Below are 23,968 nucleotides of genomic sequence, written 5' to 3' on the forward strand. Positions count from 1 at the left end.
TCTTCGAGGCGCGGGTTTCCGCCTTGCGACGGAGCGGGGTCGCTGCCGACCGGCTCATCCTCGATCCGGGGATGGGATTTTTCTTGAGCCCCGCACCGGAAACATCGCTGCACGTGCTGTCGAACCTTCAAAAGCTGAAGTCGGCGTTGGGGCTTCCGCTATTGGTCTCGGTGTCGCGGAAATCCTTCTTGGGCGCCACCGTTGGCCTTCCTGTAAAGGATCTGGGTCCAGCGAGCCTTGCGGCGGAACTTCACGCGATCGGCAATGGCGCTGACTACGTCCGCACCCACGCGCCTGGAGATCTGCGAAGCGCAATCACCTTCTCGGAAACCCTCGCGAAATTTCGCAGTCGCGACGCCAGAGACCGAGGGTTAGATCATGCCTAGCATTCACCTTCCGGCCGCCCGCTAGCGGACCCTGGTCAGGTTCCGCGAAGGTGGGCGCAGACATGCTGGGCTCGTCAGGATCAAACTGCACTATGAGGCGGCGGTTCATACCGCGCCAGGGGAGCGAATGGACAGCGAGGAGCCTCCGAACGTTCGGGTCGCCTGCTCGGGTGATATCGACGAGGTTGTGCGGCTGATGCACGACGCTGCGGCGTGGATGTCCGCCAAGGGAACGCCCGCCTGGGACGTCGCGCGGATCGACCGGACATTCGCGGAGACCTTCGTCCTGAGATCCGAGCTCCTAGTCGCGAGTTGCAGCGACGGCATCGTCGGCTGTTGCACCTTGTCGGCCGAGGATCCCGAGTTCTGGCCCGACGCCCTCAAGGGGGAGGCCGCATATCTGCACAAGCTCGCGGTGCGACGGACACATGCGGGCCGGGGTGTCAGCTCCGCGCTGATCGAGGCTTGCCGCCATGCCGCGCGAACGCAGGGGTGCGCCAAGCTGCGGCTCGACTGCCACCCGAACCTGCGTGGCCTATACGAGCGGCTCGGATTCACCCACGTCGACACTTTCAATCCCGGCTGGGATCCAACCTTCATCGCAGAACGCCTAGAACTCGAAATCTAACGTCCGTTCGGGCATCGAGGTCCATGTCGGGGTGGGACGGGCCCGTGGCTTCAAGATCACTTGCAGTCCGACCGCGATGTCTTGGTTGCGCGAGAGGTTGTCGATATCCTCCACTTCCATCATCAACCCTGGATAATGCCGCCGCCGTCATCGCCGCCGACGCCCGTGCCGGGCTTTTCGGGCCTGTCAGGCTTGCTCGGCCTTCAGCCTGCCTGGGCGAGATCTCCGGCGGACGGATTAACGGCGGAGCTTCGCCGCCTTTCGTGCGTGTGAAGGCCGAAGATAGTTCTCTCAAAAACATCCGTTTATGAGAGATACCAAATGTCATTTTCAGAAGACGACTGCACCAGTTGATTGGGCGTAATGGCTGTTGTGCAGCCAGCTCCTGACAGTTCAATATCAGAAGTGATCTGCACCAATCTCGACTATGCTCAATACTCGTGTGGGCTCTGTTGCAAAAATCGTGAAGCTTGAGCATGCTTGGCGGAGATTGGACGGACGGAACGATGACGGATTTCAAGTGGCGCCATTTCCAGGGTGATGTGATCCTGTGGGCGGTGCGCTGGTATTGTCGCTATCCGATCAGCTATCGCGACCTTGAGGAAATGCTGGCGGAACGCGGCATTTCGGTCGACCATACGACGATCTATCGCTGGGTCCAGTGCTACGCCCCGGAGATGGAGAAGCGGCTGCGCTGGTTCTGGCGGCGTGGCTTTGATCCGAGCTGGCGCCTGGATGAAACCTACGTCAAGGTGCGGGGCAAGTGGACCTACCTGTACCGGGCAGTCGACAAGCGGGGCGACACGATCGATTTCTACCTGTCGCCGACCCGCAGCGCCAAGGCAGCGAAGCGGTTCCTGGGCAAGGCCCTGCGAGGCCTGAAGCACTGGGAAAAGCCTGCCACGCTCAATACCGACAAAGCGCCGAGCTATGGTGCAGCGATCACCGAATTGAAGCGCGAAGGAAAGCTGGACCGGGAGACGGCCCACCGGCAGGTGAAGTATCTCAATAACGTGATCGAGGCCGATCACGGAAAGCTCAAGATACTGATCAAGCCGGTGCGCGGTTTCAAATCGATCCCCACGGCCTATGCCACGATCAAGGGATTCGAAGTCATGCGAGCCCTGCGCAAAGGACAGGCTCGCCCCTGGTGCCTGCAGCCCGGCATCAGGGGCGAGGTGCGCCTTGTGGAGAGAGCTTTTGGCATTGGGCCCTCGGCGCTGACGGAGGCCATGGGCATGCTCAACCACCATTTCGCAGCAGCCGCCTGATCGGCGCAGAGCGACAGCCTACCTCTGACTGCCGCCAATCTTTGCAACAGAGCCTCCGTCGCCATGCTCACCTCGCTTTGGTGCACACGAGTATTGAGCATAGTCGAGATTGGTGCAGATCACTTCTGATATTGAACTGTCAGGAGCTGGCTGCACAACAGCCATTACGCCCAATCAACTGGTGCAGTCGTCTTCTGAAAATGACACCTTGCCTGACATCCAGTTAGGGTATAGCTCAGGCTGACATCCAAGCAGGACGCCCTACTCAGGGTTGACTCGCAGTAATTACCCTCTTCCTGTAGACTGTCGCGGCCATTGAGTTACCAAAGACACTCGATAAGACCTCATGCTTACCCTGCAAAACATGATCTGGCTGCCTACGCCGCCATAGCGCTTCGCCCCCCGCATCATCTGTGACTGCTTGCTCTGCCAGCGGTCGCGCTCTGCTGTGCTTTCGGTTTCAACACCCGCCACAGCCCCCCTACATCCGACAATTTGACCTCATATCGACCAGTTGCACATGGCCTGCGCCATGCTGCGCTGCGTGATCCATTGCCTTGGGAATTCTGATGCTCCACTCGTTAAAACAAACCTGGTTATCCAACATCCGTGGCGACATCCTCGCCGGTATTGTGGTCGCACTGGCCCTCATCCCTGAAGCCATCGCTTTCTCGATCATTGCCGGGGTTGACCCCAAGGTCGGCCTGTACGCCTCTTTCTGTATCGCCGTGGTGATCGCCTTTGTCGGTGGCCGACCCGGAATGATCTCGGCCGCAACCGGGGCCATGGCACTGCTGATGGTGACCCTGGTCAAGAATCATGGTCTCGAATACCTGCTGGCCGCCACGCTGCTATGTGGTGTTTTACAGATCGCTGCTGGGTACCTGAAGCTCGGCTCACTGATGCGCTTCGTCTCGCGCTCGGTGGTGACCGGCTTCGTCAATGCCCTGGCGATCCTGATCTTCATGGCTCAGCTACCCGAGTTAACCAACGTCACCTGGCACGTCTACGCCATGACAGCCGCAGGCCTCGGCATCATCTATCTGTTCCCCTACGTCCCCAAGATCGGCAAGCTCATCCCATCGCCGCTGGTGTGCATCATCGTGCTGACCGCCGTCGCCATGTCGGTTGGGCTAGATATCCGCACGGTCGGCGATATGGGCCAACTGCCCGATACGCTGCCAATCTTCCTCTGGCCTGACGTGCCGCTGACGTTCGAGACGTTGGCCATCATCTTCCCTTACTCGGCAGCACTGGCCGTGGTCGGTCTGCTGGAGTCGATGATGACCGCGACCATTGTTGACGACCTGACCGACACCCCCAGCGACAAGAACCGCGAGTGCAAGGGCCAGGGCGTGGCCAACATTGCTTCGGGTCTGCTCGGCGGTATGGCCGGCTGCGCGATGATTGGTCAGTCGATCATCAACGTGAAATCCGGTGGTCGTTCGCGCCTGTCGTCCCTTGCCGCAGGCGTATTCCTGCTGCTGATGGTGGTGTTCCTCGGCGACTGGTTGAAGCAGATCCCGATGGCGGCGCTGGTGGCAGTGATGATCATGGTGTCCATCGGCACCTTCAGTTGGGATTCGCTGCGCAACCTGAAGAAGCATCCGCTGTCGACCAACATTGTCATGGTCGTCACCGTGGTGGTCGTGGTCGCCACCCATAACCTGGCCTTCGGCGTGCTGGCCGGCGTGCTGCTGGCCGCGATGTTCTTCGCCAACAAGGTTGGCCATTACATGGCGATCAGCTCTTCGCTGGACGAAGCCGGCGAGCATCGTAGCTATAACGTCACCGGCCAGGTGTTCTTCAGCTCAGCAGACAAGTTCGTCGCGGCCTTCGACTTCAAAGAAGCCCTGAACAAGGTAACCATCGACCTGAATCGCGCCCACTTCTGGGATATCACCGCCGTTGCCGCTTTGGACAAAGTGGTCATCAAGTTCCGCCGCGAAGGCACCGAAGTCGAAGTGCTGGGCCTCAACGAAGCAAGCGCCACTATCGTGGATCGCTTCGGCGTTCACGATAAACCCGACGCCATTGATCAACTCATGGGCCACTGAGAAGGAGAACAACAATGAACCACATAATCGCCTGTATCGACGGTTCCGCCTCGGCCCCAGCCGTGTGCGACTATGCGGCCTGGGCCAGTCTGAGCCTGGAAGCCCCGTTGACCTTCCTGCATGTGCTGGATCAGCGCCAGTACCCGGTTGCACCGGATCTGAGTGGCAATATCGGCCTTGGCAGCCGCGAGCACCTACTCGATGAGCTTGCTTCCCTGGATGAACAGCGCGGCAAGTTGGCCCTGGAGCAGGGGCGGATCATGTTAGCGGCCGCGAAAGAGCGGGCCATGAAGGATGGTGTGGCCGCACCGGAGTCCAAGCAACGTCATGGCGATCTGCTGGAGAGCCTGCAAGAGCTGGAAAGCGAAACGCGCCTACTGGTCATCGGTCGCCAGGGCGAGTCTAGTGGAGGCCTGAGTCAGCATGTCGGAAGCCAGCTGGAAAGCGTGATTCGTGTCATGCACCGGCCGATCCTGGTCACCCCGACCAGCTTTCAGAAGCCCCAGAGCGCAATGCTGGCCTTCGATGGCAGTGCTACTACCCGCAAGGGTGTGGAGATGCTGGCAGCCAGCCCCCTGCTGAAGGGACTACCGATCCACCTGGTCATGGTCGGGCCCGTGAACGACGAGTCGTCGGCGCAGCTGGACTGGGCGCAAAAAGTGCTGCTCAACGCCGGGTTCACTGTTCGTGCCGAGACCCTGAGCGGTGAGATAGAGCCTACCCTGCACGCCTATCAGAAAGAGCATGGCATTGATCTGCTGGTGATGGGGGCCTATGGCCATTCCCGTATCCGGCAGTTCCTGGTCGGAAGCACCACGACCAGCATGCTCCGCACCACCACCAGTCCGCTGTTACTGCTGCGCTAATGGCCATGGACGACGCCCTCGATCTTGCCCATTTCAAGACCCTGCTGGAACAGCGGGCTGCCGAGCTGGATCGATTGCTGGAAGACGCTGAGTCTCGCTCGCAATCGGTAGAGCTGGATCAAGGCAAGGTAGGGCGTTTGTCGAGGATGGATGCACTCCAGCAGCAAGCAATGAACGATGCCATCCGCAGTCGGGCGCAGCATGAACGCGTCCGCCTCCAGCTGGCCCTCAAGCGTTGGCACGAGGGTGAGTATGGCTGGTGTAACCAATGCGGCGAGTTGATCGCCTCAGGCCGCTTGGAATTCGATCCGGCCACGCCACTGTGCATCACCTGTGCCAGCCGCGTCGAGTCGGGTTGAAACCACCGCGCGGCGCGCTGCATCTCCCAATTAACGAGGTCTCTGATGTATTCGATGGCTAAACACTGGCTGGGCCGAACACGGAAAGCAAGTGCTTGGATGTGGGTGCTGTTGTGCCTTGCCCTGCTCGCCGTATTCCAAGTCCGCACCCATCACCTTGATGATCGTTTGTACTTCTGGATCAAGACCCACTGGCACACCGATGATTGGCAGGAGCGCTCTGTGTGGCTGCCTGACTATCGGGTTGAGCTGGATGCTAAGCCGGTTCCAGGTGTGGACAACAATCTTTCGGGCCTGACCTTCGACCCTGACCTAAACCTGCTGTGGGCGGTCACCAACGGCCCAAACGAACTATTGGCCCTCAGTCGTGACGGTGATGTGGAAAGACGTTACAGCCTGGATGGCTTCCACGATGTGGAGGCGGTGTCCTATGCCGGCAACGGCCAGCTGGTAATCGCCGAAGAGCGCCGGCAGAGCCTGGTTGTCGTGGATGTCCCCATCGCTGAAGACGGTAAACTTTCTCCTGATCGACCATTGAGCCGAGACCAGTATCCAGCTCTGACCCTGGCGCTTGGCAAGGAGGACAACAAAGGCCTTGAAGGGCTCGCCTACGACCTGAAAGGCGACCGCCTGTTTGTGACCAAGGAGCGTGACCCCCGCCAATTGCTGGAAGTGGGCGGCCTTCGTGCCAGCCTGGCAGGAGGTTTTTCCCTGCACGTCCGCGACCTGTCCAGCTTGGTAAAGGACAAGGTGTTTGCGACTGACTTATCTTCGGTCGTCTTCGACCAACAGAGTGGCCATCTGATTCTGCTCAGTGACGAGTCGAAACTGCTGATTGAAATGACCGACGAGGGCAAAGTGGTGAGTTTCCGCTCCCTGGCGAGAGGGTTTGCTGGTTTGCTGAAGGGCATACCCCAGGCCGAAGGCGTAACCATCGACGATGAAGGGTATTTGTACGTGGTCAGCGAGCCGAACCTGTTCTATCGCTTTAGCCGCGAGACAGATTAACCGGTCAACAAGCTACAGTCGGGCGTGGTCGGGACGCTTGCACTGTTAGCGTACGATTTTTTCCGAATTCTGCGGGCTCCCCTTCAAGGTCCCGCCGCGCCTGATCGCCGCCATCATGGCCTTCGGCAGCGGCGTCCTGATTTCCGCCCTCTCCTTCGAACTGATGGAGGAAGCCTTCCACACCGGCGGCTTCACTGCCACCGCGCTCGGTTTCCTGGGCGGCGCCGCCGTCTATACGCTGGCCAACTGGTGGCTCGCGCACCGCGGGGCGCGGCACCGCAAGCGCTCGGGCGACCAGCAGCCCAAGCCCGATGAAGACGGCAGCGGCGCCGCCATCGCCGTCGGCGCCCTCCTCGACGGTATTCCGGAATCGATCGTCATCGGCCTGTCGATGCTCGGCGGCGGCAAGGTCAGCATGGTGGCGGTGGCGGCGATCTTCCTGTCGAACGTGCCCGAGGGTTTGTCGAGCGCGGCCGGCATGAAAAAGGCCGGGCGTTCGGCGGCCTACATCTTCGGGATCTGGGGCGGGATTGCGCTGGCGTCCGGTATTTCGGCGCTGGTCGGCTACACCGTGTTCGAAGGGTTTTCGAACGAGGTGGTGGCGGCGACGACGGCGGTGGCGGCCGGTGCGATCCTGGCGATGCTGGCCGATACCATGATTCCGGAAGCCTTCGAGGAGGCGCACGATTTCGCCGGATTGATCACCGTGGCCGGCTTCCTGTCGGCTTTCGCGTTGAGCAAGATGGGTGGGTGAAGGAGCGGATTGCCGGCTGATCGCGGTGACGCAGGCGCCTGTTGGACGCGTGGACGGCGCAGCCGTCCACCCTACCGCGCCGTGCACGCGTCATCGACACCCTGGCACCCTATACCCTGGGCGGATCGGTCTCGCGCTCGTACACCCGGTGCCGCATGATCGCCGCCTTGAAGGCCGCGAACGCCGCCGCCGGTTCTCTTGCTCCCATGATCAGGCCCCAGTCCTCGCCACCGTCCGGGAGCCGCTGCGGAATGCCGGCCGCCTGCAGCAGGCCGGCGCCGCTGCCCAGGGCCAGGATCGGTTTCAGGTGGCGGTACTGCTCGCGCACGAATTCCAGTGCACGGCCGTCGCGGCTAAGGGCCAAGATGGCGGCGTCGCCCGGCGGCAGGACCAGGGCGTCGTACATCACGGCCGGGCTGGTCTCGAGCGTGATCTCGATGTCGAGCGGATGGCCCGTGCTTGACTCGGCCTTGCCCAGACGCTGGCCGACCAGGCGCGGCTGCTCGCCCTCTTTCAGCAGCGCGGCATACAGCTCGCGCACCGTGTCGCCATCGACGCCGGACGCCACCAGGATCGCGATGCGCCGCGTGCGGATGCCGGTCTTGCCGGGCCGCGACAGCAGCGACAAGGGCGGCGAAGCCGGATAATCCGGGATCGGCAGTTCGGTCGCGCGCGGCAGCGGCGCCGGCACGGCGATGCCCAGCTGGCTGGCCACGGCTTGCGCGAGCGCCGGATCGACGTTGACCAGGCCGGCGACGATGCGCTCGCGTACCGCCGGCGTCTGCACCCGCGTCAACTCGAAGCGGTAGGCATTGATGATGTGCGCCTGCTCGACCGGCGTCTGGCTTTTCCAGAACAGGCGCGCCTGGCCATAGTGTTCGGCAAACAGCTCGGGTTTGCCGCGCACTTTACTTCCCTCGACCGGCTCCGGATAGCTGTTGAAGCCACGCGCGCCGGCCTGGAACGGACAGCCGCCGGCCAGTGAATTCGGCTCGTAGGCCACCCGGCCGCGGTTGATGGCCTGGCGATGAAAACCGTCGCGCTGGTTGTTATGGACCTGGGCCACCGGCGCGTTGATCGGGATCTCGTGGAAGTTCGGCCCGCCCAGGCGCGTGAGCTGGGTGTCGACATACGAGTGGATACGTCCTTGCAGCAGCGGGTCGTTGGTGAAGTCGATGCCGGGAATGACGTGGGCGGTGCAAAAGGCCACCTGCTCGGTCTCGGCGAAGAAGTTGTCGGGGTTGCGGTCCAGGACCAGGCGACCGACCGTTCGCACCGGCACCAGTTCTTCCGGCACCAGCTTGGTCGCATCGAGCACGTCGAACACGCCAAAGGCGGCCGCTTCCTGTTCGGTGAAGACCTGCAGCCCGAGTTCCCATTCCGGGAAGTGGCCCGCCTCGATGGCTTCCCACAATTCGCGCCGGTGATAGTCGGGGTCGGCGCCGGCCAGCTTCACGGCTTCGTCCCAGACCAGCGAGTGGGTGCCCTGTAGCGGCGTCCAGTGGAATTTGCAGAAGCGCGATTCGCCGGCGGCGTTGATCAGGCGGAAGGTGTGCACCCCAAAACCCTGCATCATGCGGTAGCTGCGCGGAATGGCGCGGTCGGACTCGACCCACATCAGCATGTGGAAGATCTCGGGCGACAGCCCGGCGAAGTCGTAGAAGGTATCGTGCGCGCTCGACGCCTGCGGGATCTCGTTGTGCGGCTCCGGCTTCACCGAATGGATAATGTCGGGGAACTTCATCGCATCCTGGATGAAGAAGACCGGGATGTTATTCCCGACCAGGTCCCAGTTCCCCTCCTCGGTGTAGAACTTGGTGGCGAAGCCGCGCACGTCGCGCACGGTGTCGCTTGATCCGCGCGAGCCGGCCACCGTCGAGAAGCGCACGAACACCGGCGTCTTCTTGCCGGCCTTGGCAAACGGTGCGGCGCGCGTGATGGCGGATAGATCCTGGTAGCTCTCGAAGTAGCCGTGCGCCGCCGAGCCGCGCGCATGCACCACGCGTTCGGGAATGCGCTCGTGGTCGAAGTGGGTGATCTTTTCGCGCAGGATGAAGTCTTCCAGGGCTGTCGGCCCGCGCAGGCCGATCTTCAGCGAATCCTGGTTGTTCCCGACCGGGACGCCCTGGTTGGTGGTGAGCACGCGGCCGCTGTCGTCCACACGCACGCGGTCGAGCGGGCCATTCAGGGGGTTGCGGCCGATTTCCGGGGTGCCGTCGCCGGCCTTGGGCGAGGCGATGTTTTCGGTGGTGGTGCTGGCGGTGGCCAGCGGCGTCGAGGGCGCGTGGCGCGCCCCTTCGTGCGGCGGTATCGAGTCCTCGCCGTACTCCAGCGGCTTGGTCGGGTTGAAGGGCATCTCGGCGGCCAGGGCCTGGTCGGACACCACTTTCTCGAGCAGGCGCTCGCTCTCCGGGGTCCTGGCACCCAGGCTGGTCGGCGGCCTGGCGTCGGCCGGGCCGGCGACCGTGCTGAGGATGGAGCCGGCGCCGTCGAGCGCCCCGTTCTTCTTGCGTGTGGCCATGGGTTACCTCGTCAATTGATTGTCGGATAGACGGCGCACAAACCAATTTGTGATGCACGGCAAGATGCGACAAATCGGCGGCGCTCAATGGACGAGTCTGCTTTTGGTGTTCAGGCTACTTCTTGATATTCGTCAATCTCCGTGTGCCTCCCAGCGGAACTGACAGGTGATGAACGCACTCAGTCTGGTTCCAGGCTGGCAGGGTCGACGAGCGGCAACACCACGGTGAAAGTGCTGCCGCGCCCGGCGCCTGCGCTGTCGGCACGCACGCTGCCGCCGTGCATCTCGGTCAGGCGCTTGACCAGGGCCAGGCCCATGCCCAGGCCGCCTTCCGAGCGTTCGGGCGTGAGCGCGGCCTGGGTGAACATCTCGAACACGCTCGGCAAAAGTGCCGCTTCGATGCCTGCGCCGTCGTCGCGCACGGCAATCTCGGCCTGCCGGCCGTGCGCACGCAGCGTCAGGTACAGCTTGCCGTTCGGCGGCGTGTACTTGGCGGCGTTGTTCAGCAGGTTCGCCAGCACCTGCACCAGGCGCTTGCCGTCGCCCAGCACCCAGACCGGATGGGCGGGCGCGTCGATGCGCAACGCGTGGTGGCGGCGTTCGATCAGCGGGCGCACCTGTTCGTGGGCGGCGCCGATCACGCTGTTCAGGTCGACCGGCGCCTGCTCCAGCGCGATCTGGCCGCTGCGCACGCGCGACACGTCCATCAGGTCCTCGACCAGGTTCACCAGGTGGTCGACCTGGCGTTCGATGATGCCGCTCATGCGGCGCAGGTGCTCGGGGTCGGTGGCGCCGGTGCGGCCCAGCAGCTGGGCCGTAGCCTTGATCGGCGCCAGCGGGTTGCGCAGCTCGTGGGCCAGGGTGGCCAGGAAGACGTCCTTGCGCTGATCGGCGGCATGCAGCTCGTGCATGGCGCGGCGCACCTCGGCCTCGGCGTGCTGGCGCGCGACTTCCACCTCGTGCAGTTGCAGGCAGAGGCGCCAGATGATCACTGTGAACACGACGATCGTGCCCCACACCAGCAGCGGCAGCGCGCTCACGGCATCGTAGAGTTCCGCCTTCAGCGCCAGGGTCACGCCGATGCCCAGGCCCAGCGGCACCAGCACCGCCGAGAGCAGCAGGCGGCGCGCGATGCGGATCGCCGGCAGGTCGCTGGTCACGGCCGCCATGATGCCGTGCCGCGGCTGGAGGAACAGCACGCCAACGGAAAGCATGAGCGCGGAGAGGGTGGTCGTGATCGCCACGCCCTGTCCCGGCAGGACCTCGAACAGGAAGGTATCGCGGAAAAAATAGACGCTCGCATTCAGCAGCGACACCAGGAACACGGCCATGGCAGCCGCCTGCGCCAGCACCGCCGAGCGGCGCAGCGCGAACAGCGACAGGGAAATGCCCAGCCCCATGAACACCAGCGACGTAAAGGTGGACGACAAACTGATGGCGCTCTGGCTGCCGAACGCGGCTGCCAGGAAAGGCCCGATCGGCAGCTTGAACAGGTGGCCGAGCGCCATCGTCAGGCCGAGCAGCGCCGCAGCCGCGCCGAAACACAGGGCCGGCACCCGCAGGGGCAAGGCGCGCGCCTGGCACGCGAGGCTGGCCGTGGCCAGTACCAGCAGCAAGGTGGTGGCCGGCACCATCTTCGGCAGCGACGGCAGGACCGACACCAGGACCGGCAGGCCGAACACCCAGCCCACGGTATTCGCCAGGGCGATCAGCGCGCACAGCAAGACGGCGCACCTGGAGACGATGAAGCTGGAGGTCAGTCGGTCCACTTGTGGAGGGTTATCCTGTCGAAAGGGCAAGCGTTGATGAAGGCAGCATGGATGGTCGCATGCATACCTTGGCATGCTGACAATGTTATCAGGTCTATATTAAGAAACCGTTAACTGCCGCGCGTAACCTTGGACGCGACGGCAGGATTTACCGGCGCTTTACCTCAAGGCCTGCGCTTTTTAGACAATCTTTACGGGCCGACGGCTAATCTGGCCGGGCTGTTTCCCTGCCCGCCGGACCGTCCGGCGGGCCTTACCGTTCGTCCGAAAGAGACCCATGAAGAATGTCATCCTGCTGGCTGCGGGCCTGGCCAGCCTGGCCGGCGCCGCCCAGGCGCAAGAAGCCGCCGCCACCGCCACCGCCACCGCCAATGTTGCCCTCACCTCCGACTACCGCTACCGCGGCATCTCGCAAACCCGCCTGCAGCCCGCCGTCCAGGCCGGCGCCGACTACGCCGCCGCTTCCGGCTGGTACGCGGGCGCATGGGCGTCGTCGATCACCTGGACGCGCGACGCCGGCGGCTCGGGCAGCATCGAGGCCGACATCTACGGCGGCAAGCGCGGCAGCTTCGCCAACGGCATCGGCTACGACGCCGGCCTGCTCGGCTATCTCTACCCCTCGAACGGCCTGTCGCATGTGAGCGGCTTCGACAACGCGAATACCGCCGAAGTCTATGCCCAGCTGGGATACGGCGTCGCCACCCTGAAGTATTCGCACAGCCTGAGCAACCTGTTCGGTATCCCGGATTCGCACGGCAGCGGCTACCTCGACCTGAACTTCAACTTTGCCGCCGGCGAGAAAACCACCGTCAACCTGCACGCCGGCCGCCAGCGCGTGCGCCACGCGAGCGCCGCCAGCTACACCGACTGGAAGGCAGCCGTCGCCCACGACTTCGGCATCGCCACCGTGACCCTGGCCGCCATCGGCACGGACGCCAGCCGCGCGGCCTATGCCTCGCCGGCGGACGGCCAGTTCCTCGGCAAGCGGGCCTTGCAACTGACCGTCGGCCGTACTTTCTGAGCCGTTTTTACATTTCCTGTACAGCGGCGGGCCAGGTCTTTATCCCATCTTGAGGCGGCCCGTCTTACGCTTCCCACAACAAGAACAACGTGAGGGTTTTCCATGGATGTGATCTTCATTGCCGCCCTTGGCGGCTTTACGGCGCTGTGCTGCGCCCTGGTGGCGCTGTGCGCGCGTTTGGGGAGGACCGAATGAGCGGCCTCTATCTGGGAGCGGGCCTGCTGGCCGCGGCCCTCCTCGTCTACCTGGTCTACGCGCTCATGAAAGCGGAGGACCTGTGATGACGACCCAATCGATGTTGCTGCTCGCAGCCTTCCTGCTGGCCCTGCTGGCCCTGGCCTGGCCGTTGGGCCTGTTCATGGCCCACGTGGCCGGCCGCGACAAGGTGCCGGGCATGGGCTGGCTGGCGCCGGTGGAGCGCCTGCTCTACCGCGCGGCCGGTCCCGCCGCCACCCAGGACCAGGGCTGGCGCGGCTACGCCGTCGCGCTCCTGCTGTTCAATGGCGTGGGCGCCCTGTTCACCTATGCCGTCCAGCGCCTGCAGGGCGTGCTGCCGCTGAACCCGCAGGCCCTGCCGGGCGTGTCCCCCGACTCCTCGTTCAATACCGCCATCAGCTTCGTCGCCAACACCAACTGGCAAGGCTACGCCGGCGAACAGACCATGAGTTACCTGAGCCAGATGCTGGTCCTGGCCGGCCAGAACTTCTTTTCCGCCGCCACCGGCATCGCCGTCGCCTTTGCCCTGATGCGCGGCTTCAGCGCGCGCTCGGCCGGCGCGATCGGCAACTTCTGGGTCGACCTGACGCGCTCCGTGCTGTACGTGCTGCTGCCGCTGTCGCTGCTGTTCGCGCTGTTCCTGGTCAGCCAGGGCGTGATCCAGAACTTCGACGCTTATAAGGAAGTGGCGCTGATCGATGCCGCAAAGGATGCAAGCAGCCAGCTGCTGGCCATGGGCCCGGTCGCTTCGCAGGAAGCGATCAAGCTGCTCGGCACCAACGGCGGCGGCTTTTTCAATGCCAACTCGGCCCATCCTTTCGAAAACCCGACGGCGCTGTCGAACTTCGCGCAGATGCTGGCGATCTTCCTGATTCCGGCCGGCCTGTGCTTCACCTTCGGGCGCGTGGTCGGCGACCGGCGCCAGGGCTGGGCCGTGCTGGCCGCCATGAGCCTGCTGTTCGTGCTCGGCGCGGTGGCGGTGGCCGGTTTCGAGCAGCAGGCCAATCCGGTGCTGGCGGCGCTCGGCGTCGACCAGGCGGCAAGCAGCCTGCAGGCCGGCGGCAACATGGAAGGCAAGGAGGTGCGCTTCGGCGTGGCCGCCAGCAGCCTGTTCGCGGCCGTCACCACCGCCGCCTCCTGCGGCGCGGTGAACGCCATGCACGATTCCTTCATGCCCCTGGGCGGCATGGTGCCGCTGGTCATGATGCAGCTGGGCGAAGTGGTGTTCGGCGGCGTCGGCTCGGGCCTGTACGGGATGCTGGTGTTCGCCATCCTGGCCGTGTTCGTGGCCGGCCTGATGATCGGCCGCACGCCGGAATACCTGGGCAAGAAGATCCAGGCCTTCGAGATGAAGATGGCCGCCATCGTGATCCTGGTGGTGCCGGTGCTGGTGCTGGCCGGTAGCGCCGCGGCCGTGGTGATGGATGTCGGCAAGGCCGGCCTGGCGAACCCCGGCGCGCACGGCTTCAGCGAAGTGCTGTACGCCTTTACCTCGGCCGCCAACAACAACGGCAGCGCCTTTGCCGGCCTGTCGGCCAACACGCCCTTCTATAACACCATGCTGGGCATTGCCATGTGGTTCGGACGCTTCGCCGTGATCGTGCCGGTGCTGGCGATCGCCGGTTCGCTGGCCGCCAAGGGGCGCCTGAACGCCACCGCCGGCACGCTGCCGACGCACGGCCCGATGTTCGTGTTCCTGCTGGTTGCCATCGTGGTGCTGGTCGGGGTGCTGAACTACGTGCCCGCGCTTGCCCTCGGCCCCGTCGCCGAGCACCTGCAGCTGTTCGCCCGCTGAAATTCATCCTGGAGTAAACGATGTCCGCCATATTGCCTGCACAATCAACGCCGGACCGCGCCAGCCGCGGCCTGACCCTGTTCGACCCCAAGCTGGTCGGCCCCGCCATCAAGGGCGCCTTTGCCAAGCTCGACCCGCGCGTCCAGCTGCGCAGCCCCGTGATGTTCGTGGTCTACGCCGGCAGCATCCTGACCACGCTGCTGTTCTTCCACGCCCTCGCCGGCGCGGGCGACGCGCCGCCGGGCTACATACTGGCGATCGCCGTCTGGCTCTGGTTCACGGTGCTGTTCGCGAACTTCGCCGAGGCCCTGGCCGAAGGCCGCAGCAAGGCGCAGGCCGCCTCGCTGCGCGGCCTGAAGGTGGCCACCATCGCCAAGAAGCTCAACGCCCCGCACCACGGCGCCGGCTGGCTGCCGGTCTCCGCGTCCGACCTGCGCAAGGGGAACGTGATCCTGGTCGAAGCCGGCGACGTGGTGCCGATCGACGGCGAAGCCATCGAAGGCATCGCCTCGGTCGACGAAAGCGCGATCACCGGCGAATCCGCCCCCGTGATCCGCGAAGCCGGCGGCGACTTCTGCGCAGTCACCGGCGGCACCCGTGTGCTGTCGGACTGGCTGGTGGTGCGCGTCAGCGCGAATCCAGGCGAGACCTTCCTCGACCGCATGATCGCCATGGTCGAAGGCGCCCAGCGCCGCAAGACTCCGAACGAGATCGCGCTGACCATCCTGCTGGTGGCGCTCACGATCGTGTTCCTGGTAGTGACGGTGACCCTGCTGCCGTTCTCGCTGTTCGCGGTAGGTGCCGCCGGCAGCGGCGCGCCGGTCTCGGTGACCACCCTGGTAGCCCTGCTGGTGTGCCTGATCCCGACCACCATCGGCGGCCTGCTGTCCGCCATCGGCGTGGCCGGCATGAGCCGCATGATGGGCGCGAACGTCATCGCGACGTCTGGCCGCGCGGTGGAAGCCGCCGGCGACGTCGACGTCCTGCTGCTGGATAAAACCGGCACCATCACCCTCGGCAACCGCCAGGCCAGCGATTTTCTGCCCGCTCCGGGCGTGACCGAGCCGCAATTGGCCGACGTCGCGCAACTGGCGTCGCTGGCCGACGAAACGCCGGAAGGCCGCAGCATCGTGGTGCTGGCCAAGACCCGCTTCGCCATGCGCGAACGCGAACTGGCTGCGCTCGGCGCCCATTTCGTGCCTTTCACTGCTCAGACCCGCATGAGCGGCGTCGACATCGGCGAACGCTGTATTCGAAAAGGCGCCGCCAGCGCGGTGCGCAAGCACGTCGAAGCCCTGGGCGGCGCCTGGCCCGACGCCGTGGCGCGCGCCGTGGACGAGGCGGCGCGCCGCGGCAGCACGCCGCTGGCCGTGTCCGACGGCGCCCGCGTGCTGGGCGTGGTCGAACTCAAGGACGTGGTGAAAGGCGGCATCCGCGAGCGCTTCGGCGCCCTGCGCCGCATGGGCATCGAGACGGTGATGATCACCGGCGATAACCGGCTCACTGCGGCCGCGATTGCCGCCGAAGCCGGCGTCGACGACTTCCTGGCCGACGCCACGCCCGAGGACAAGCTGGCCCTGATCCGCCGCTACCAGGGCGAAGGCCGGCTGGTGGCGATGACCGGCGACGGGACCAACGACGCCCCGGCGCTGGCCCAGGCCGACGTGGCAGTGGCCATGAACTCGGGCACGCAGGCCGCCAAGGAAGCCGGCAACATGGTCGACCTCGATTCAAACCCGACCAAGCTGCTCGAGATCGTCGAGATCGGCAAGCAGATGCTGATGACGCGCGGCTCGCTGACCACCTTCTCGATCGCCAACGACATCGCCAAGTACTTCGCCATCATCCCGGCGGCCTTTGTCGGCGTGTATCCGCAGCTGGGCGCGCTCGACATCATGGGCCTGCACAGCCCGTCCTCGGCGATCCTGTCGGCGGTGATCTTCAACGCCCTGATCATCGTGTTCCTGATTCCGCTGGCCTTGCGTGGCGTGGCCTACCGCCCGATCGGCGCCACCGCCCTCCTGCGCCGCAATTTGCTGGTGTATGGCGTAGGCGGCCTGCTGCTGCCGTTTGCGGGCATCAAGGCCATCGACATGCTGCTCGTTCTCTTCAACCTTGCCTGACCTGGAAAACATCATGAAGAATGCCATTCGTCCCGCCCTTGCGGTCTTCGCGGCCCTCACCCTGCTGTGCGGCCTGGCCTACCCGCTGGCAGTCACCGGCCTGGCCCAGCTGCTCATGCCGCGCCAGGCCAACGGCAGCCTGGTCGAACAGGACGGCAAGGTGATCGGCTCGCAGCTGGTCGCCCAGTCCTTCACTTCTCCGGCCTACTTCTGGGGCCGGCCGTCGGCCACGGCGCCGACGCCGAACAATGGCGCCGGCTCCTCGGGCGCCAACCAGGGGCCGAGCAACCCTGCCCTGAAGGAGGCGGTCGCCGGCCGCATCGCCGCCCTGCGCGCCGCCGATTTAAGCAACCGCGACGCCATCCCGGTCGACCTGGTCACCGCCTCGGCCAGCGGCCTCGACCCGCACATCAGCCCGGCTGCCGCGCTGTACCAGGTCAACCGGGTAGCCGCCGCGCGTGGTTTCCCACGCGAGCGCGTGCTGGGCCTGGTCGAGGCGCATACCGAGCGGCCCTGGCTGGGGGTGTTCGGCGAGGCGCGGGTTCATGTGCTGGCCCTGAACCTGGCATTGGACGAGCAGATGCCGCATACTCGCTGACATGATGACCCGACCCGACCCCGACACCGTGCTGGCCCAGGTGCGCGCGCAGGAAAGGCGTGATGCGCGCGGCAGCCTGCGCATTTACGTCGGGGCCTCGGCCGGCGTCGGCAAGACCTATGCGATGCTGCTCGAGGCGCGCAAGCTGGCCGCCAGCGGCACGCCGGTGCTGGCCGGCGTGGTCGAGACCCACGGGCGCCAGGACACGGCGGCCCTGCTGGCCGGCCTCGATCTGCTACCTGCCCGCCGCCTGCCCTACCGCGGCCGCGAGCTGCCTGAATTCGACCTCGACGCCGCGCTGGCGCAGCGCCCGGCGCTGATCCTGGTCGACGAGCTGGCGCACTCGAATGTGCCCGGCTCGCGCCACCCGAAGCGCTGGCAGGACGTCGAGGAGCTGCTGGCGGCCGGCATCGACGTCTTCACCACCCTGAACGTCCAGCACCTGGAGAGCCTGAACGATGTCGTCGCCGGCATCGCCGGCGTGAAGGTGGCCGAGACCGTGCCCGACAGCGTGTTCGACGGCGCCGACGAGGTGATCCTGGTCGACGTCCCGGCCGACGAACTGCTGGCGCGTCTGAAGGCCGGCAAGGTCTACCAGGGCGCCCAGGCCGAGCGCGCATCGAACAACTTCTTCCGTAAGGGGAATTTGATCGCGCTGCGCGAGCTGGCCCTGCGCCGCACCGCCGAGCGCATTGGCGACGACGTGCGCGCCTACCGCGTCGAGCAGGCGATCGCGCCGGTGTGGAAGACCGACGGCGCCCTGCTCGCCTGCGTCGGCCCCGGCGCGTCTGGCGAACACGTGGTGCGCAACTGCGCACGCCTGGCCGGCCAGCTCGATTGCGCCTGGCATGCCGTGTACGTGGAGACGCCGGCCTTGCAGCGCCTGCCGGATGCGGCGCGCGAAGCCACGCTCGGCGTGCTCAAGCTGGCCCAGGAATCGGGCGCCACCACCGCCGTGCTGCCCGACGCCGAACCGGCCCAGGCCCTGCTGTCCTATGCCCGCGCCCACAACCTGCAGCGCCTGGTGCTGGGGCGTGCGCGCAGGCGCTGGGGCCGGCGCCTGCACGCGAAGCTGGCGCGGCTTGCGCCGGACGTCGACCTGCTCGAAGTCGGCGCCGGCGCCGCCGGCCGTCCGCGCGCCGCCCAGGAGCCGTCGGCCATCCCGCCGCCCCAGGCAAGCCGGCTGCGCTACCTGTGGGCGGGACTGGCCGGCCTGGGCGCGGCGCTGCTGTTCGCGCCGCTTTCGGGCTGGCTCGACCTGGCCAACATCGCGATGCTGTTCCTGCTGGTCGTGCTGCTGGTGGCGGTGCGCTTCGGGCGCGGGCCGTCGGTGCTGGCCACCTGCGTGAGCGTGGCCGGCTTCGACTTCTTCTTCGTGCCGCCGCGTTATACCTTTGCGGTGAGCGACGTGCAGTATCTGATCACCTTCGGCGTGATGCTGGCCGTCGGCCTGATCACCGGCCAGATGACCGCCGGCCTGCGCTTCCAGGCCCAGGTGGCGAGGAGGCGCGAGGCGCGCGCCCAGTCGCTCTACGAATTCGCACGTGAACTCTCTGGCGCGCTGCAGAACGAACAGGTGCTGGAATCGACGCGCGCCACCATCGCCGCGGCCTTCGGGGCGCGCGCCGTGCTGCTGCTGCCGGATGCCGAGGGCAAGCTCGTCGCGGGCGCTTCCGACCTGGCCGGCCTGGACGCGGGCGTCGCCCAATGGGCCTTCGACCACGCCAGCCCGGCCGGCCACGGCACCCACACCCTGCCCGGCAGCCCGCTGTTCTACCTGCCGCTGGTGGCGCCGATGCGCACCCGCGGCGTGCTGGCGATCGCGCCGGATGGCGGCCGCTGGCTGCCATTGCCCGAACAACGCCAGCAGCTCGACACCTATGCGGCGCTGGCCGCCATCGCCCTGGAACGGGTGCACTACATCGAGGTGGCCCAGGCGGCACTGGTGAGCATGGAATCCGAGCGCCTGCGCAATTCGCTGCTGGCGGCGCTGTCGCACGATCTGCGCACGCCGCTCACCGCCCTGGTCGGCCTGTCCGAATCGCTGCTGCGCGCCGAGCCGCCCTTGCCGCCCCAGGAGCGCGACACCGCCGTGGCCCTGCACGAGGAATCGCGGCGCCTGGGCACGATGGTGGCCAACCTGCTCGACATGGCGCGCATCGAAAGCGGCGCCGTGCGCCTGAACCAGCAATGGCAGGCGCTGGAAGAAACCGTGGGCAGCGCGCTGCGGCCGCTGCGCCAGGCGCTGGGCGCGCGCACCATCCGCACCCGCATCCCGCCCGACCTGCCGCTGCTGCGCTTCGACGCCGTGCTGCTGGAACGCGTGCTGTCCAACCTACTGGAAAATGCGGCAAAATACACGCCGCCGGCGAGCACGATCACTATTGCCGCGCAGGTGCGCGAGGACTGGGTCGACGTCACCGTCAGCGACGACGGCCCCGGCCTGCCGCCGGGCCGCGAGGAAGCACTGTTCGAGAAGTTCGCGCGCGGCCAGCAGGAATCGGCCTTGCCGGGCGTGGGCCTGGGGCTGGCGATCTGCCGCGCCATCGTCGAGGCGCATGGCGGGCGCATCGTGGCGGGCGCCGCGCCCGAAGGCGGCGCCGCCATCACCTTCTCGCTGCCGCGCGGCGAACCGCCGGCCCTGCCCGAGCCACATACCTTAGACATGGAAGTCCACGATGAGTGAACCGCGCCCCACCGCCCTGCTGGTGGAAGACGAACCCCAGATCCGCCGCTTCGTGCGCGCCGCCCTCGAACAGGAAGGCTGGCAGGTGCACGAGTCGGTCGAGCTGAAACGCGCCCTGATCGACGCCGGCACCCGCCGCCCCGACCTGGTGGTGCTCGACCTCGGCCTGCCGGACGGCGACGGCGTCGATTTCATCAGCGACGTGCGCAAGTGGTCGGGCATGCCGATCATCGTGCTGTCGGCGCGCGACGCCGAGCAGGCCAAGATCCGCGCGCTCGATGCGGGCGCCGACGACTACCTGACCAAGCCTTTCGGCACCGGCGAGCTGCTGGCGCGCATCCGCGCCACGCTGCGGCGCCAGCGCCAGCCCGCGGCGGCGGATGCGGTGGTCCGTTTCGGCGAGATCAGCGTGGACCTGGTCGAGCGGATCGTCATGAAGAACGGCAGCCGCGTGCACCTGACGCCGCTGGAATTCAAGCTGCTGTCGGTGCTGGTGGCGAACGCCGGCAAGGTGATGACCAACCCGCAGCTGCTGCGCGCGGTGTGGGGGCCGTCGAACGGCGAGAACGGGCATTACCTACGCGTGTACATGGGGCACCTGCGCCACAAGCTGGAGGATGAACCGGCGCAGCCGCGGCACCTGATCACCGAGACGGCGGTCGGTTATCGCCTGGTCCTCGTTCCCTGAGCGCCGAGGCCTTACAATACGGGCTTCACCAAACGAGGCGGTAATGAAAGTATTGAAGGTTCCGTACGCGGAGAAAGACGAAGCCAAGGCGCTGGGCGCGCGCTGGAATCCCACCCGCAAGAGCTGGTATGTGCCGGATGGCGTGGCGGTGGAGCCGTTTGCGAAATGGCTGGCGGGTAGCGCCGCTGCCGGTGCAAGTGCGGGCGAGCCATCGTCGCGCGATGCGCGGGCGGCCAAGCCGGTGGTCGGGTCGAAATACGTCGAGCTGGCCCACGCCTGCAACCCGTTCGAGGAATGCGCCGAGTGCAGGCCGAAGCTGATCGACAGTGGCTGGTTCGAGGCGCACCAGACCGTGCGCAAGATGCTTGCCGCGCTTTAATTCGTAGGGTGGCCCGCTCTACCCTACGCCCCTTCGGCCCGCGACGTGAATGTTCGTAGGGTGGGCGCCCTGTGCCCACGCGGTGATCGTCACCGTCCAAGGTGCTGCACACGTCGATCTTGACGCATGCTTTACGCGTGGGCACGGGGCGCCCACCCTACATGTCACCTGCCGCGGGCGTTATTTGACGCGCTGCTTTTCGAGCTTGCGCGCCAGGGTGCGCCGGTGCATCCCCAAACGCCGCGCCGCTTCCGAGATATTGAAATCCGTCTCCGCCAGCACCGCGTGGATATGCTCCCACTCCAGCGTCTTGATCGATGTCGAGCGGTTCGTCACCTCCACATCCGTGCTCCCCGCCACGTGCCCGAAGGCGGCCTCGATGTCGTCGGTGTTCGACGGCTTGGCCAGGTACTGGCAAGCCCCGAGCTTGATCGCCTCCACCGCCGTGCCGATGCTGGCGAACCCGGTCAGCACCACGATCAGCATCTCCGGGTCGTGCGCATGCAGCATCTGCACGCAGGACAGCCCCGACGCATTGCCCTTCAATTTGAGATCGACCACCGCGTAGCCCGGGTCGTGCTCGCGCAGCACTTCCGCCGCTTCCTCGTAGCCCGGCGCGTGCAGCACCTTGTAGCCGCGCCGTTCGAACGAGCGCCCGAGCGTGCGGGCAAAGGCTTCGTCATCCTCGACGATCAACAGTACCGGCGTCTCAGGCATGCTCGCCCTCCCCGGCCAGGCGGATCGCCGCCAGTGGAATCGTCAACTTCACTTCCGCACCGCCTTCATCTCCATTGCGTGCCACGACGGCGCCACCCAGGGTGCGCGCCACGTTCACGACCAAAAACAATCCCAGGCCGCCACCCGAGCGTCCCTTGGTGCTCTGGTAGGGTTTGCCGAACTGGGCCAGTACCGACGCCGGGAAGCCCGGCCCGCGGTCGGTCACGATCACGCACAGATGATCGTCCTCCACGCTCGCACTCATGCCCACCCAGCCGGTCGGCGAGGCTTCCAGCGCATTGTCGAGCAGGTTGTCGACGGTCTGCTTCAGGGCAGAGTCAAAGGCGACCGGCATGTCGTCGAGAATCGAATTCTCGTACACGAAATCCTTGACGGGCCGGCTGTCTTCCCACTCCTCGGCCAGGCCGTCGAGGAAGGTATGGATGGTCGTGCGCACCGCCGATTCGCCGCGCGCCTTGCCGGCCGAGAGCAGGATGCCGCTGACGATGGACTTGCAGCGCTGGAGCTGGGTCTGCATCTCGCCGATCTCTTCCAGCAGGTCCGGGCTGCCCCGGAACTCCGGCATGCGCTTCCAGTCGCCCAGGATCACCGACAGGGTCGCCAGCGGCGTCCCCAGCTCGTGCGCCGCACCGGATGCCAGCAGGCCCATGCGCACGATGTGGTCTTCCTCGGCCGCGCGCTGGCGCAATTCGGCCAGTTGCGCCGCCTTGGCCCGCACCGTACCGCTGATGCGCGAGACGAAGATCACCAGCAGCCCCGCATTCAGCGCGAAGCAGATCAGCATCCCCTGCACGTACAGGCTCGCGATGCCGCGCGCGTGGTCGAACGGCAGCGCGAGCGGCTGCGCATACACGGCCAGCGCACCGAGGCAGGCAATGGTGATGGCAACGATGGTCCAGGTCGACCAGGCTTCGAGCAGCACGGCAGAAATAATAATCTGGAGCAGATACAGGAAGGCGAAGGGGTTCGTCGTGCCGCCCGACAGATACAGCTGGACGGTGAGCGTGGCCACGTCCACCAGCAGGGCCATGAACAGTTCGCTGTTGGCGACCGGGCGCCGTTCATGCCAGCGCAGGTGGCTGGCGATATTGAAAGCGATCAGGCAGGCCAGCACCTGCAGCATGTGCACCAGCGGCAGGTTGATGTCGAAGATGAGGATCGCGCCGGCGATGGTCGTGACCTGGCCGATGACCGCAATCCAGCGCAGCTCGATGAGCTGCAGCATGTTCTTGTGGCCGGCGGCGTATTCGACGTGGGCTTCTTCGGCGGAAGCGATCGAAGGCGTTATTCTTGTTAGTAGATCAAACTTTACTGCCATTGTTGCGCGACCGAGCGGTCTCTCCTTTACCCAAGCGCGCAATATACCACCACGCGCCCATCACCATCAAAGCCAATGCATACCAGGTGCCGGCATACACGAGATGGTTGTTCGGGAAAGAGATGACGGTCAGGCCGCCAACGGGCTGGTCGGGCGCGCCAGGAGGCTCCTGCCCCTTGGCGGCGTCGATGAAGTAAGGAGCAACATTGGTCAAGCCGCGCGCGGCGGCGATGCCGGCGACGTCGCGCGAGAACCAGCGGTTGCGCGCCGGATCGTTATCGCGCAGGAAGCCGCCGCCGGGTTCGGCGATGCGCAGCAAACCGGTCAGCGTATGCGGCGAGCCGGAAGCGGCAGCGCAGGCATCGGCGGAACCTTGCCGTGCCGGGAAGCGCGCAGCAGTGTTGCCGGAAGAAGCGATGAAGCCGCGGTTCACCAGCACGATGGCGCCGTCGGTACCGCAGAAAGGCGTGACCAGCCAGAAGCCGGCGCCCAGGTCGGATACGGCCTGGACAGGCGTCGTGTATTCGTAGAGGAAGTGCCCGGCGAGACGTACATGCCGGTATTCGTCGGATTCTTTGGAGACTTGCGCCCAGCGGGAAGATGCGGGCGGTGCAACGGGAGCCGCGTGCACACGCGACTCCACCCGTTCGATCAGGGCCAGTTTCCATTGCAGGCGTACCACCTGCCAGGTTCCCAGCCCTGCGAACAGCACGATCAGGAGCAGCCCGAGGATCGCGAGGATCACTCGCACCACACTACGCCGCGGAGCGGCTGCTGCCGGATCGTG

21 protein-coding genes are annotated in these 23,968 nt (G+C 65.7%); 16 read left to right on the plus strand and 5 right to left on the minus strand.

Going from position 1 to position 23,968, the window contains the following annotated elements; genetic code table 11:
- The 8 genes from QPK31_RS09055 to QPK31_RS09100 all read left to right on the plus strand — a co-directional run.
- On the plus strand, positions 1-386 hold a 386-nt coding region (locus QPK31_RS09055; RefSeq protein WP_000385703.1), incomplete at its 5' end, for a dihydropteroate synthase.
- A 127-nt stretch (positions 387-513) separates the two neighbouring features.
- Positions 514-1,014: a GNAT family N-acetyltransferase gene (locus QPK31_RS09060; protein WP_000376623.1), complete on the plus strand. Its 501-nt coding sequence runs from the start codon at positions 514-516 to the stop codon at positions 1,012-1,014.
- A gap of 506 nt (positions 1,015-1,520) precedes the next feature.
- Entirely contained in the window at positions 1,521-2,285 is a 765-nt protein-coding gene (locus tag QPK31_RS09070) for an IS6-like element IS6100 family transposase (protein ID WP_001389365.1), read from the plus strand.
- Between the two features lie 569 nt (positions 2,286-2,854).
- Positions 2,855-4,342, plus strand: coding sequence for a SulP family inorganic anion transporter (locus QPK31_RS09080; RefSeq protein WP_119673428.1), 1,488 nt, complete (start codon positions 2,855-2,857; stop codon positions 4,340-4,342).
- 14 nt (positions 4,343-4,356) lie between these two features.
- The gene (locus tag QPK31_RS09085) at positions 4,357-5,208 is read left to right on the plus strand and encodes a universal stress protein (protein ID WP_119673427.1); all 852 of its coding nucleotides are present in this window, start codon (positions 4,357-4,359) and stop codon (positions 5,206-5,208) included.
- A 5-nt stretch (positions 5,209-5,213) separates the two neighbouring features.
- On the plus strand, positions 5,214-5,567 hold the full coding sequence (locus tag QPK31_RS09090; protein WP_199699786.1) for a TraR/DksA family transcriptional regulator: 354 nt from the start codon (positions 5,214-5,216) through the stop codon (positions 5,565-5,567).
- 45 nt (positions 5,568-5,612) lie between these two features.
- Positions 5,613-6,575 (plus strand): SdiA-regulated domain-containing protein, encoded by a 963-nt coding sequence (locus tag QPK31_RS09095; protein WP_119673425.1) that lies wholly within the window; start codon positions 5,613-5,615, stop codon positions 6,573-6,575.
- Positions 6,576-6,690: 115 nt separating this feature from the next.
- Complete coding sequence (locus QPK31_RS09100; RefSeq protein ID WP_290422612.1) at positions 6,691-7,329, plus strand: ZIP family metal transporter; 639 nt, start codon at positions 6,691-6,693, stop codon at positions 7,327-7,329.
- Between the two features lie 109 nt (positions 7,330-7,438).
- On the opposite strand, the gene QPK31_RS09105 is transcribed toward QPK31_RS09100, so the two are convergent.
- Positions 7,439-9,850, minus strand: a complete 2,412-nt coding sequence (locus QPK31_RS09105) for a catalase (protein ID WP_290422613.1) — start codon at positions 9,848-9,850, stop codon at positions 7,439-7,441.
- Between the two features lie 179 nt (positions 9,851-10,029).
- Positions 10,030-11,619, minus strand: a complete 1,590-nt coding sequence (locus QPK31_RS09110) for a HAMP domain-containing sensor histidine kinase (protein WP_290422614.1) — start codon at positions 11,617-11,619, stop codon at positions 10,030-10,032.
- Positions 11,620-11,896: 277 nt separating this feature from the next.
- Between QPK31_RS09110 and QPK31_RS09115 the strand changes: the two genes are divergently transcribed.
- The 8 genes from QPK31_RS09115 (at position 11,897) to QPK31_RS09150 (ending at position 21,125) form a co-directional block, all read left to right on the plus strand.
- Positions 11,897-12,640 carry a TorF family putative porin gene (locus QPK31_RS09115; protein ID WP_290422615.1) on the plus strand — a complete coding sequence of 248 codons (744 nt, stop codon included), beginning with the start codon at positions 11,897-11,899 and terminating at the stop codon, positions 12,638-12,640.
- A gap of 191 nt (positions 12,641-12,831) precedes the next feature.
- On the plus strand, positions 12,832-12,921 hold the full coding sequence (kdpF, locus tag QPK31_RS09120) for a K(+)-transporting ATPase subunit F (RefSeq protein ID WP_290422616.1): 90 nt from the start codon (positions 12,832-12,834) through the stop codon (positions 12,919-12,921).
- Entirely contained in the window at positions 12,921-14,651 is a 1,731-nt protein-coding gene (gene kdpA, locus QPK31_RS09125; RefSeq protein ID WP_290422617.1) for a potassium-transporting ATPase subunit KdpA, read from the plus strand. The genes kdpF and kdpA overlap by 1 nt, the downstream gene beginning before the upstream one ends.
- Before the next feature lie 20 nt (positions 14,652-14,671).
- On the plus strand, positions 14,672-16,774 hold the full coding sequence (gene kdpB, locus QPK31_RS09130) for a potassium-transporting ATPase subunit KdpB (protein WP_290422618.1): 2,103 nt from the start codon (positions 14,672-14,674) through the stop codon (positions 16,772-16,774).
- 13 nt (positions 16,775-16,787) lie between these two features.
- Positions 16,788-17,372 carry a potassium-transporting ATPase subunit KdpC gene (gene kdpC / locus QPK31_RS09135; protein WP_290422619.1) on the plus strand — a complete coding sequence of 195 codons (585 nt, stop codon included), beginning with the start codon at positions 16,788-16,790 and terminating at the stop codon, positions 17,370-17,372.
- 1 nt (position 17,373) lies between these two features.
- Complete coding sequence (locus QPK31_RS09140; protein ID WP_374045796.1) at positions 17,374-20,058, plus strand: DUF4118 domain-containing protein; 2,685 nt, start codon at positions 17,374-17,376, stop codon at positions 20,056-20,058.
- A complete protein-coding gene (gene kdpE, locus QPK31_RS09145; protein WP_290422620.1) occupies positions 20,051-20,746 on the plus strand; it encodes a two-component system response regulator KdpE in 696 nt (231 codons plus the stop codon). Before QPK31_RS09140 ends, kdpE begins: the two co-directional genes overlap by 8 nt.
- A 43-nt stretch (positions 20,747-20,789) precedes the next feature.
- Entirely contained in the window at positions 20,790-21,125 is a 336-nt protein-coding gene (locus QPK31_RS09150) for a DUF5710 domain-containing protein (protein ID WP_290422621.1), read from the plus strand.
- A gap of 180 nt (positions 21,126-21,305) precedes the next feature.
- Here the strand turns inward: QPK31_RS09150 and QPK31_RS09155 are convergent, their stop codons facing one another.
- From QPK31_RS09155 to QPK31_RS09165, 3 genes are read right to left on the minus strand one after another with little or no spacing between them, the layout of a single operon-like run.
- On the minus strand, positions 21,306-21,842 hold the full coding sequence (locus QPK31_RS09155) for a response regulator transcription factor (protein ID WP_290422622.1): 537 nt from the start codon (positions 21,840-21,842) through the stop codon (positions 21,306-21,308).
- Positions 21,835-23,181 (minus strand): ATP-binding protein, encoded by a 1,347-nt coding sequence (locus QPK31_RS09160; protein WP_290422623.1) that lies wholly within the window; start codon positions 23,179-23,181, stop codon positions 21,835-21,837. The genes QPK31_RS09155 and QPK31_RS09160 overlap by 8 nt, the downstream gene beginning before the upstream one ends.
- Entirely contained in the window at positions 23,165-23,932 is a 768-nt protein-coding gene (locus QPK31_RS09165) for an SURF1 family protein (RefSeq protein WP_290422624.1), read from the minus strand. Before QPK31_RS09165 ends, QPK31_RS09160 begins: the two co-directional genes overlap by 17 nt.
- Between the last annotated feature and the right edge of the window lie 36 nt (positions 23,933-23,968).

Origin of the sequence: Massilia sp. YIM B02769 (assembly GCF_030411995.1) — a bacterium.
In the GTDB taxonomy this organism is placed as follows: Bacteria; Pseudomonadota; Gammaproteobacteria; order Burkholderiales; family Burkholderiaceae_D; genus Telluria.

Bases quoted from the DNA above. Each gene is read 5' to 3' on its own strand.
- QPK31_RS09095 (WP_119673425.1), top strand. From the start codon at position 5,613: ATGTATTCGATGGCTAAACACTGGCTGGGCCGAACACGGAAAGCAAGT.
- QPK31_RS09070 (WP_001389365.1), top strand. From the start codon at position 1,521: ATGACGGATTTCAAGTGGCGCCATTTCCAGGGTGATGTGATCCTGTGG.
- QPK31_RS09105 (WP_290422613.1), bottom strand. From the start codon at position 9,850: ATGGCCACACGCAAGAAGAACGGGGCGCTCGACGGCGCCGGCTCCATC.
- QPK31_RS09115 (WP_290422615.1), top strand. From the start codon at position 11,897: ATGAAGAATGTCATCCTGCTGGCTGCGGGCCTGGCCAGCCTGGCCGGC.
- QPK31_RS09090 (WP_199699786.1), top strand. From the start codon at position 5,214: ATGGACGACGCCCTCGATCTTGCCCATTTCAAGACCCTGCTGGAACAG.
- kdpE (WP_290422620.1), top strand. From the start codon at position 20,051: ATGAGTGAACCGCGCCCCACCGCCCTGCTGGTGGAAGACGAACCCCAG.
- kdpC (WP_290422619.1), top strand. From the start codon at position 16,788: ATGAAGAATGCCATTCGTCCCGCCCTTGCGGTCTTCGCGGCCCTCACC.
- QPK31_RS09060 (WP_000376623.1), top strand. From the start codon at position 514: ATGGACAGCGAGGAGCCTCCGAACGTTCGGGTCGCCTGCTCGGGTGAT.
- kdpB (WP_290422618.1), top strand. From the start codon at position 14,672: ATGTCCGCCATATTGCCTGCACAATCAACGCCGGACCGCGCCAGCCGC.
- kdpF (WP_290422616.1), top strand. From the start codon at position 12,832: ATGAGCGGCCTCTATCTGGGAGCGGGCCTGCTGGCCGCGGCCCTCCTC.
- QPK31_RS09160 (WP_290422623.1), bottom strand. From the start codon at position 23,181: ATGGCAGTAAAGTTTGATCTACTAACAAGAATAACGCCTTCGATCGCT.
- QPK31_RS09155 (WP_290422622.1), bottom strand. From the start codon at position 21,842: ATGCCTGAGACGCCGGTACTGTTGATCGTCGAGGATGACGAAGCCTTT.
- kdpA (WP_290422617.1), top strand. From the start codon at position 12,921: ATGACGACCCAATCGATGTTGCTGCTCGCAGCCTTCCTGCTGGCCCTG.
- QPK31_RS09085 (WP_119673427.1), top strand. From the start codon at position 4,357: ATGAACCACATAATCGCCTGTATCGACGGTTCCGCCTCGGCCCCAGCC.
- QPK31_RS09140 (WP_374045796.1), top strand. From the start codon at position 17,374: ATGATGACCCGACCCGACCCCGACACCGTGCTGGCCCAGGTGCGCGCG.
- QPK31_RS09100 (WP_290422612.1), top strand. From the start codon at position 6,691: ATGGCCTTCGGCAGCGGCGTCCTGATTTCCGCCCTCTCCTTCGAACTG.
- QPK31_RS09080 (WP_119673428.1), top strand. From the start codon at position 2,855: ATGCTCCACTCGTTAAAACAAACCTGGTTATCCAACATCCGTGGCGAC.
- QPK31_RS09150 (WP_290422621.1), top strand. From the start codon at position 20,790: ATGAAAGTATTGAAGGTTCCGTACGCGGAGAAAGACGAAGCCAAGGCG.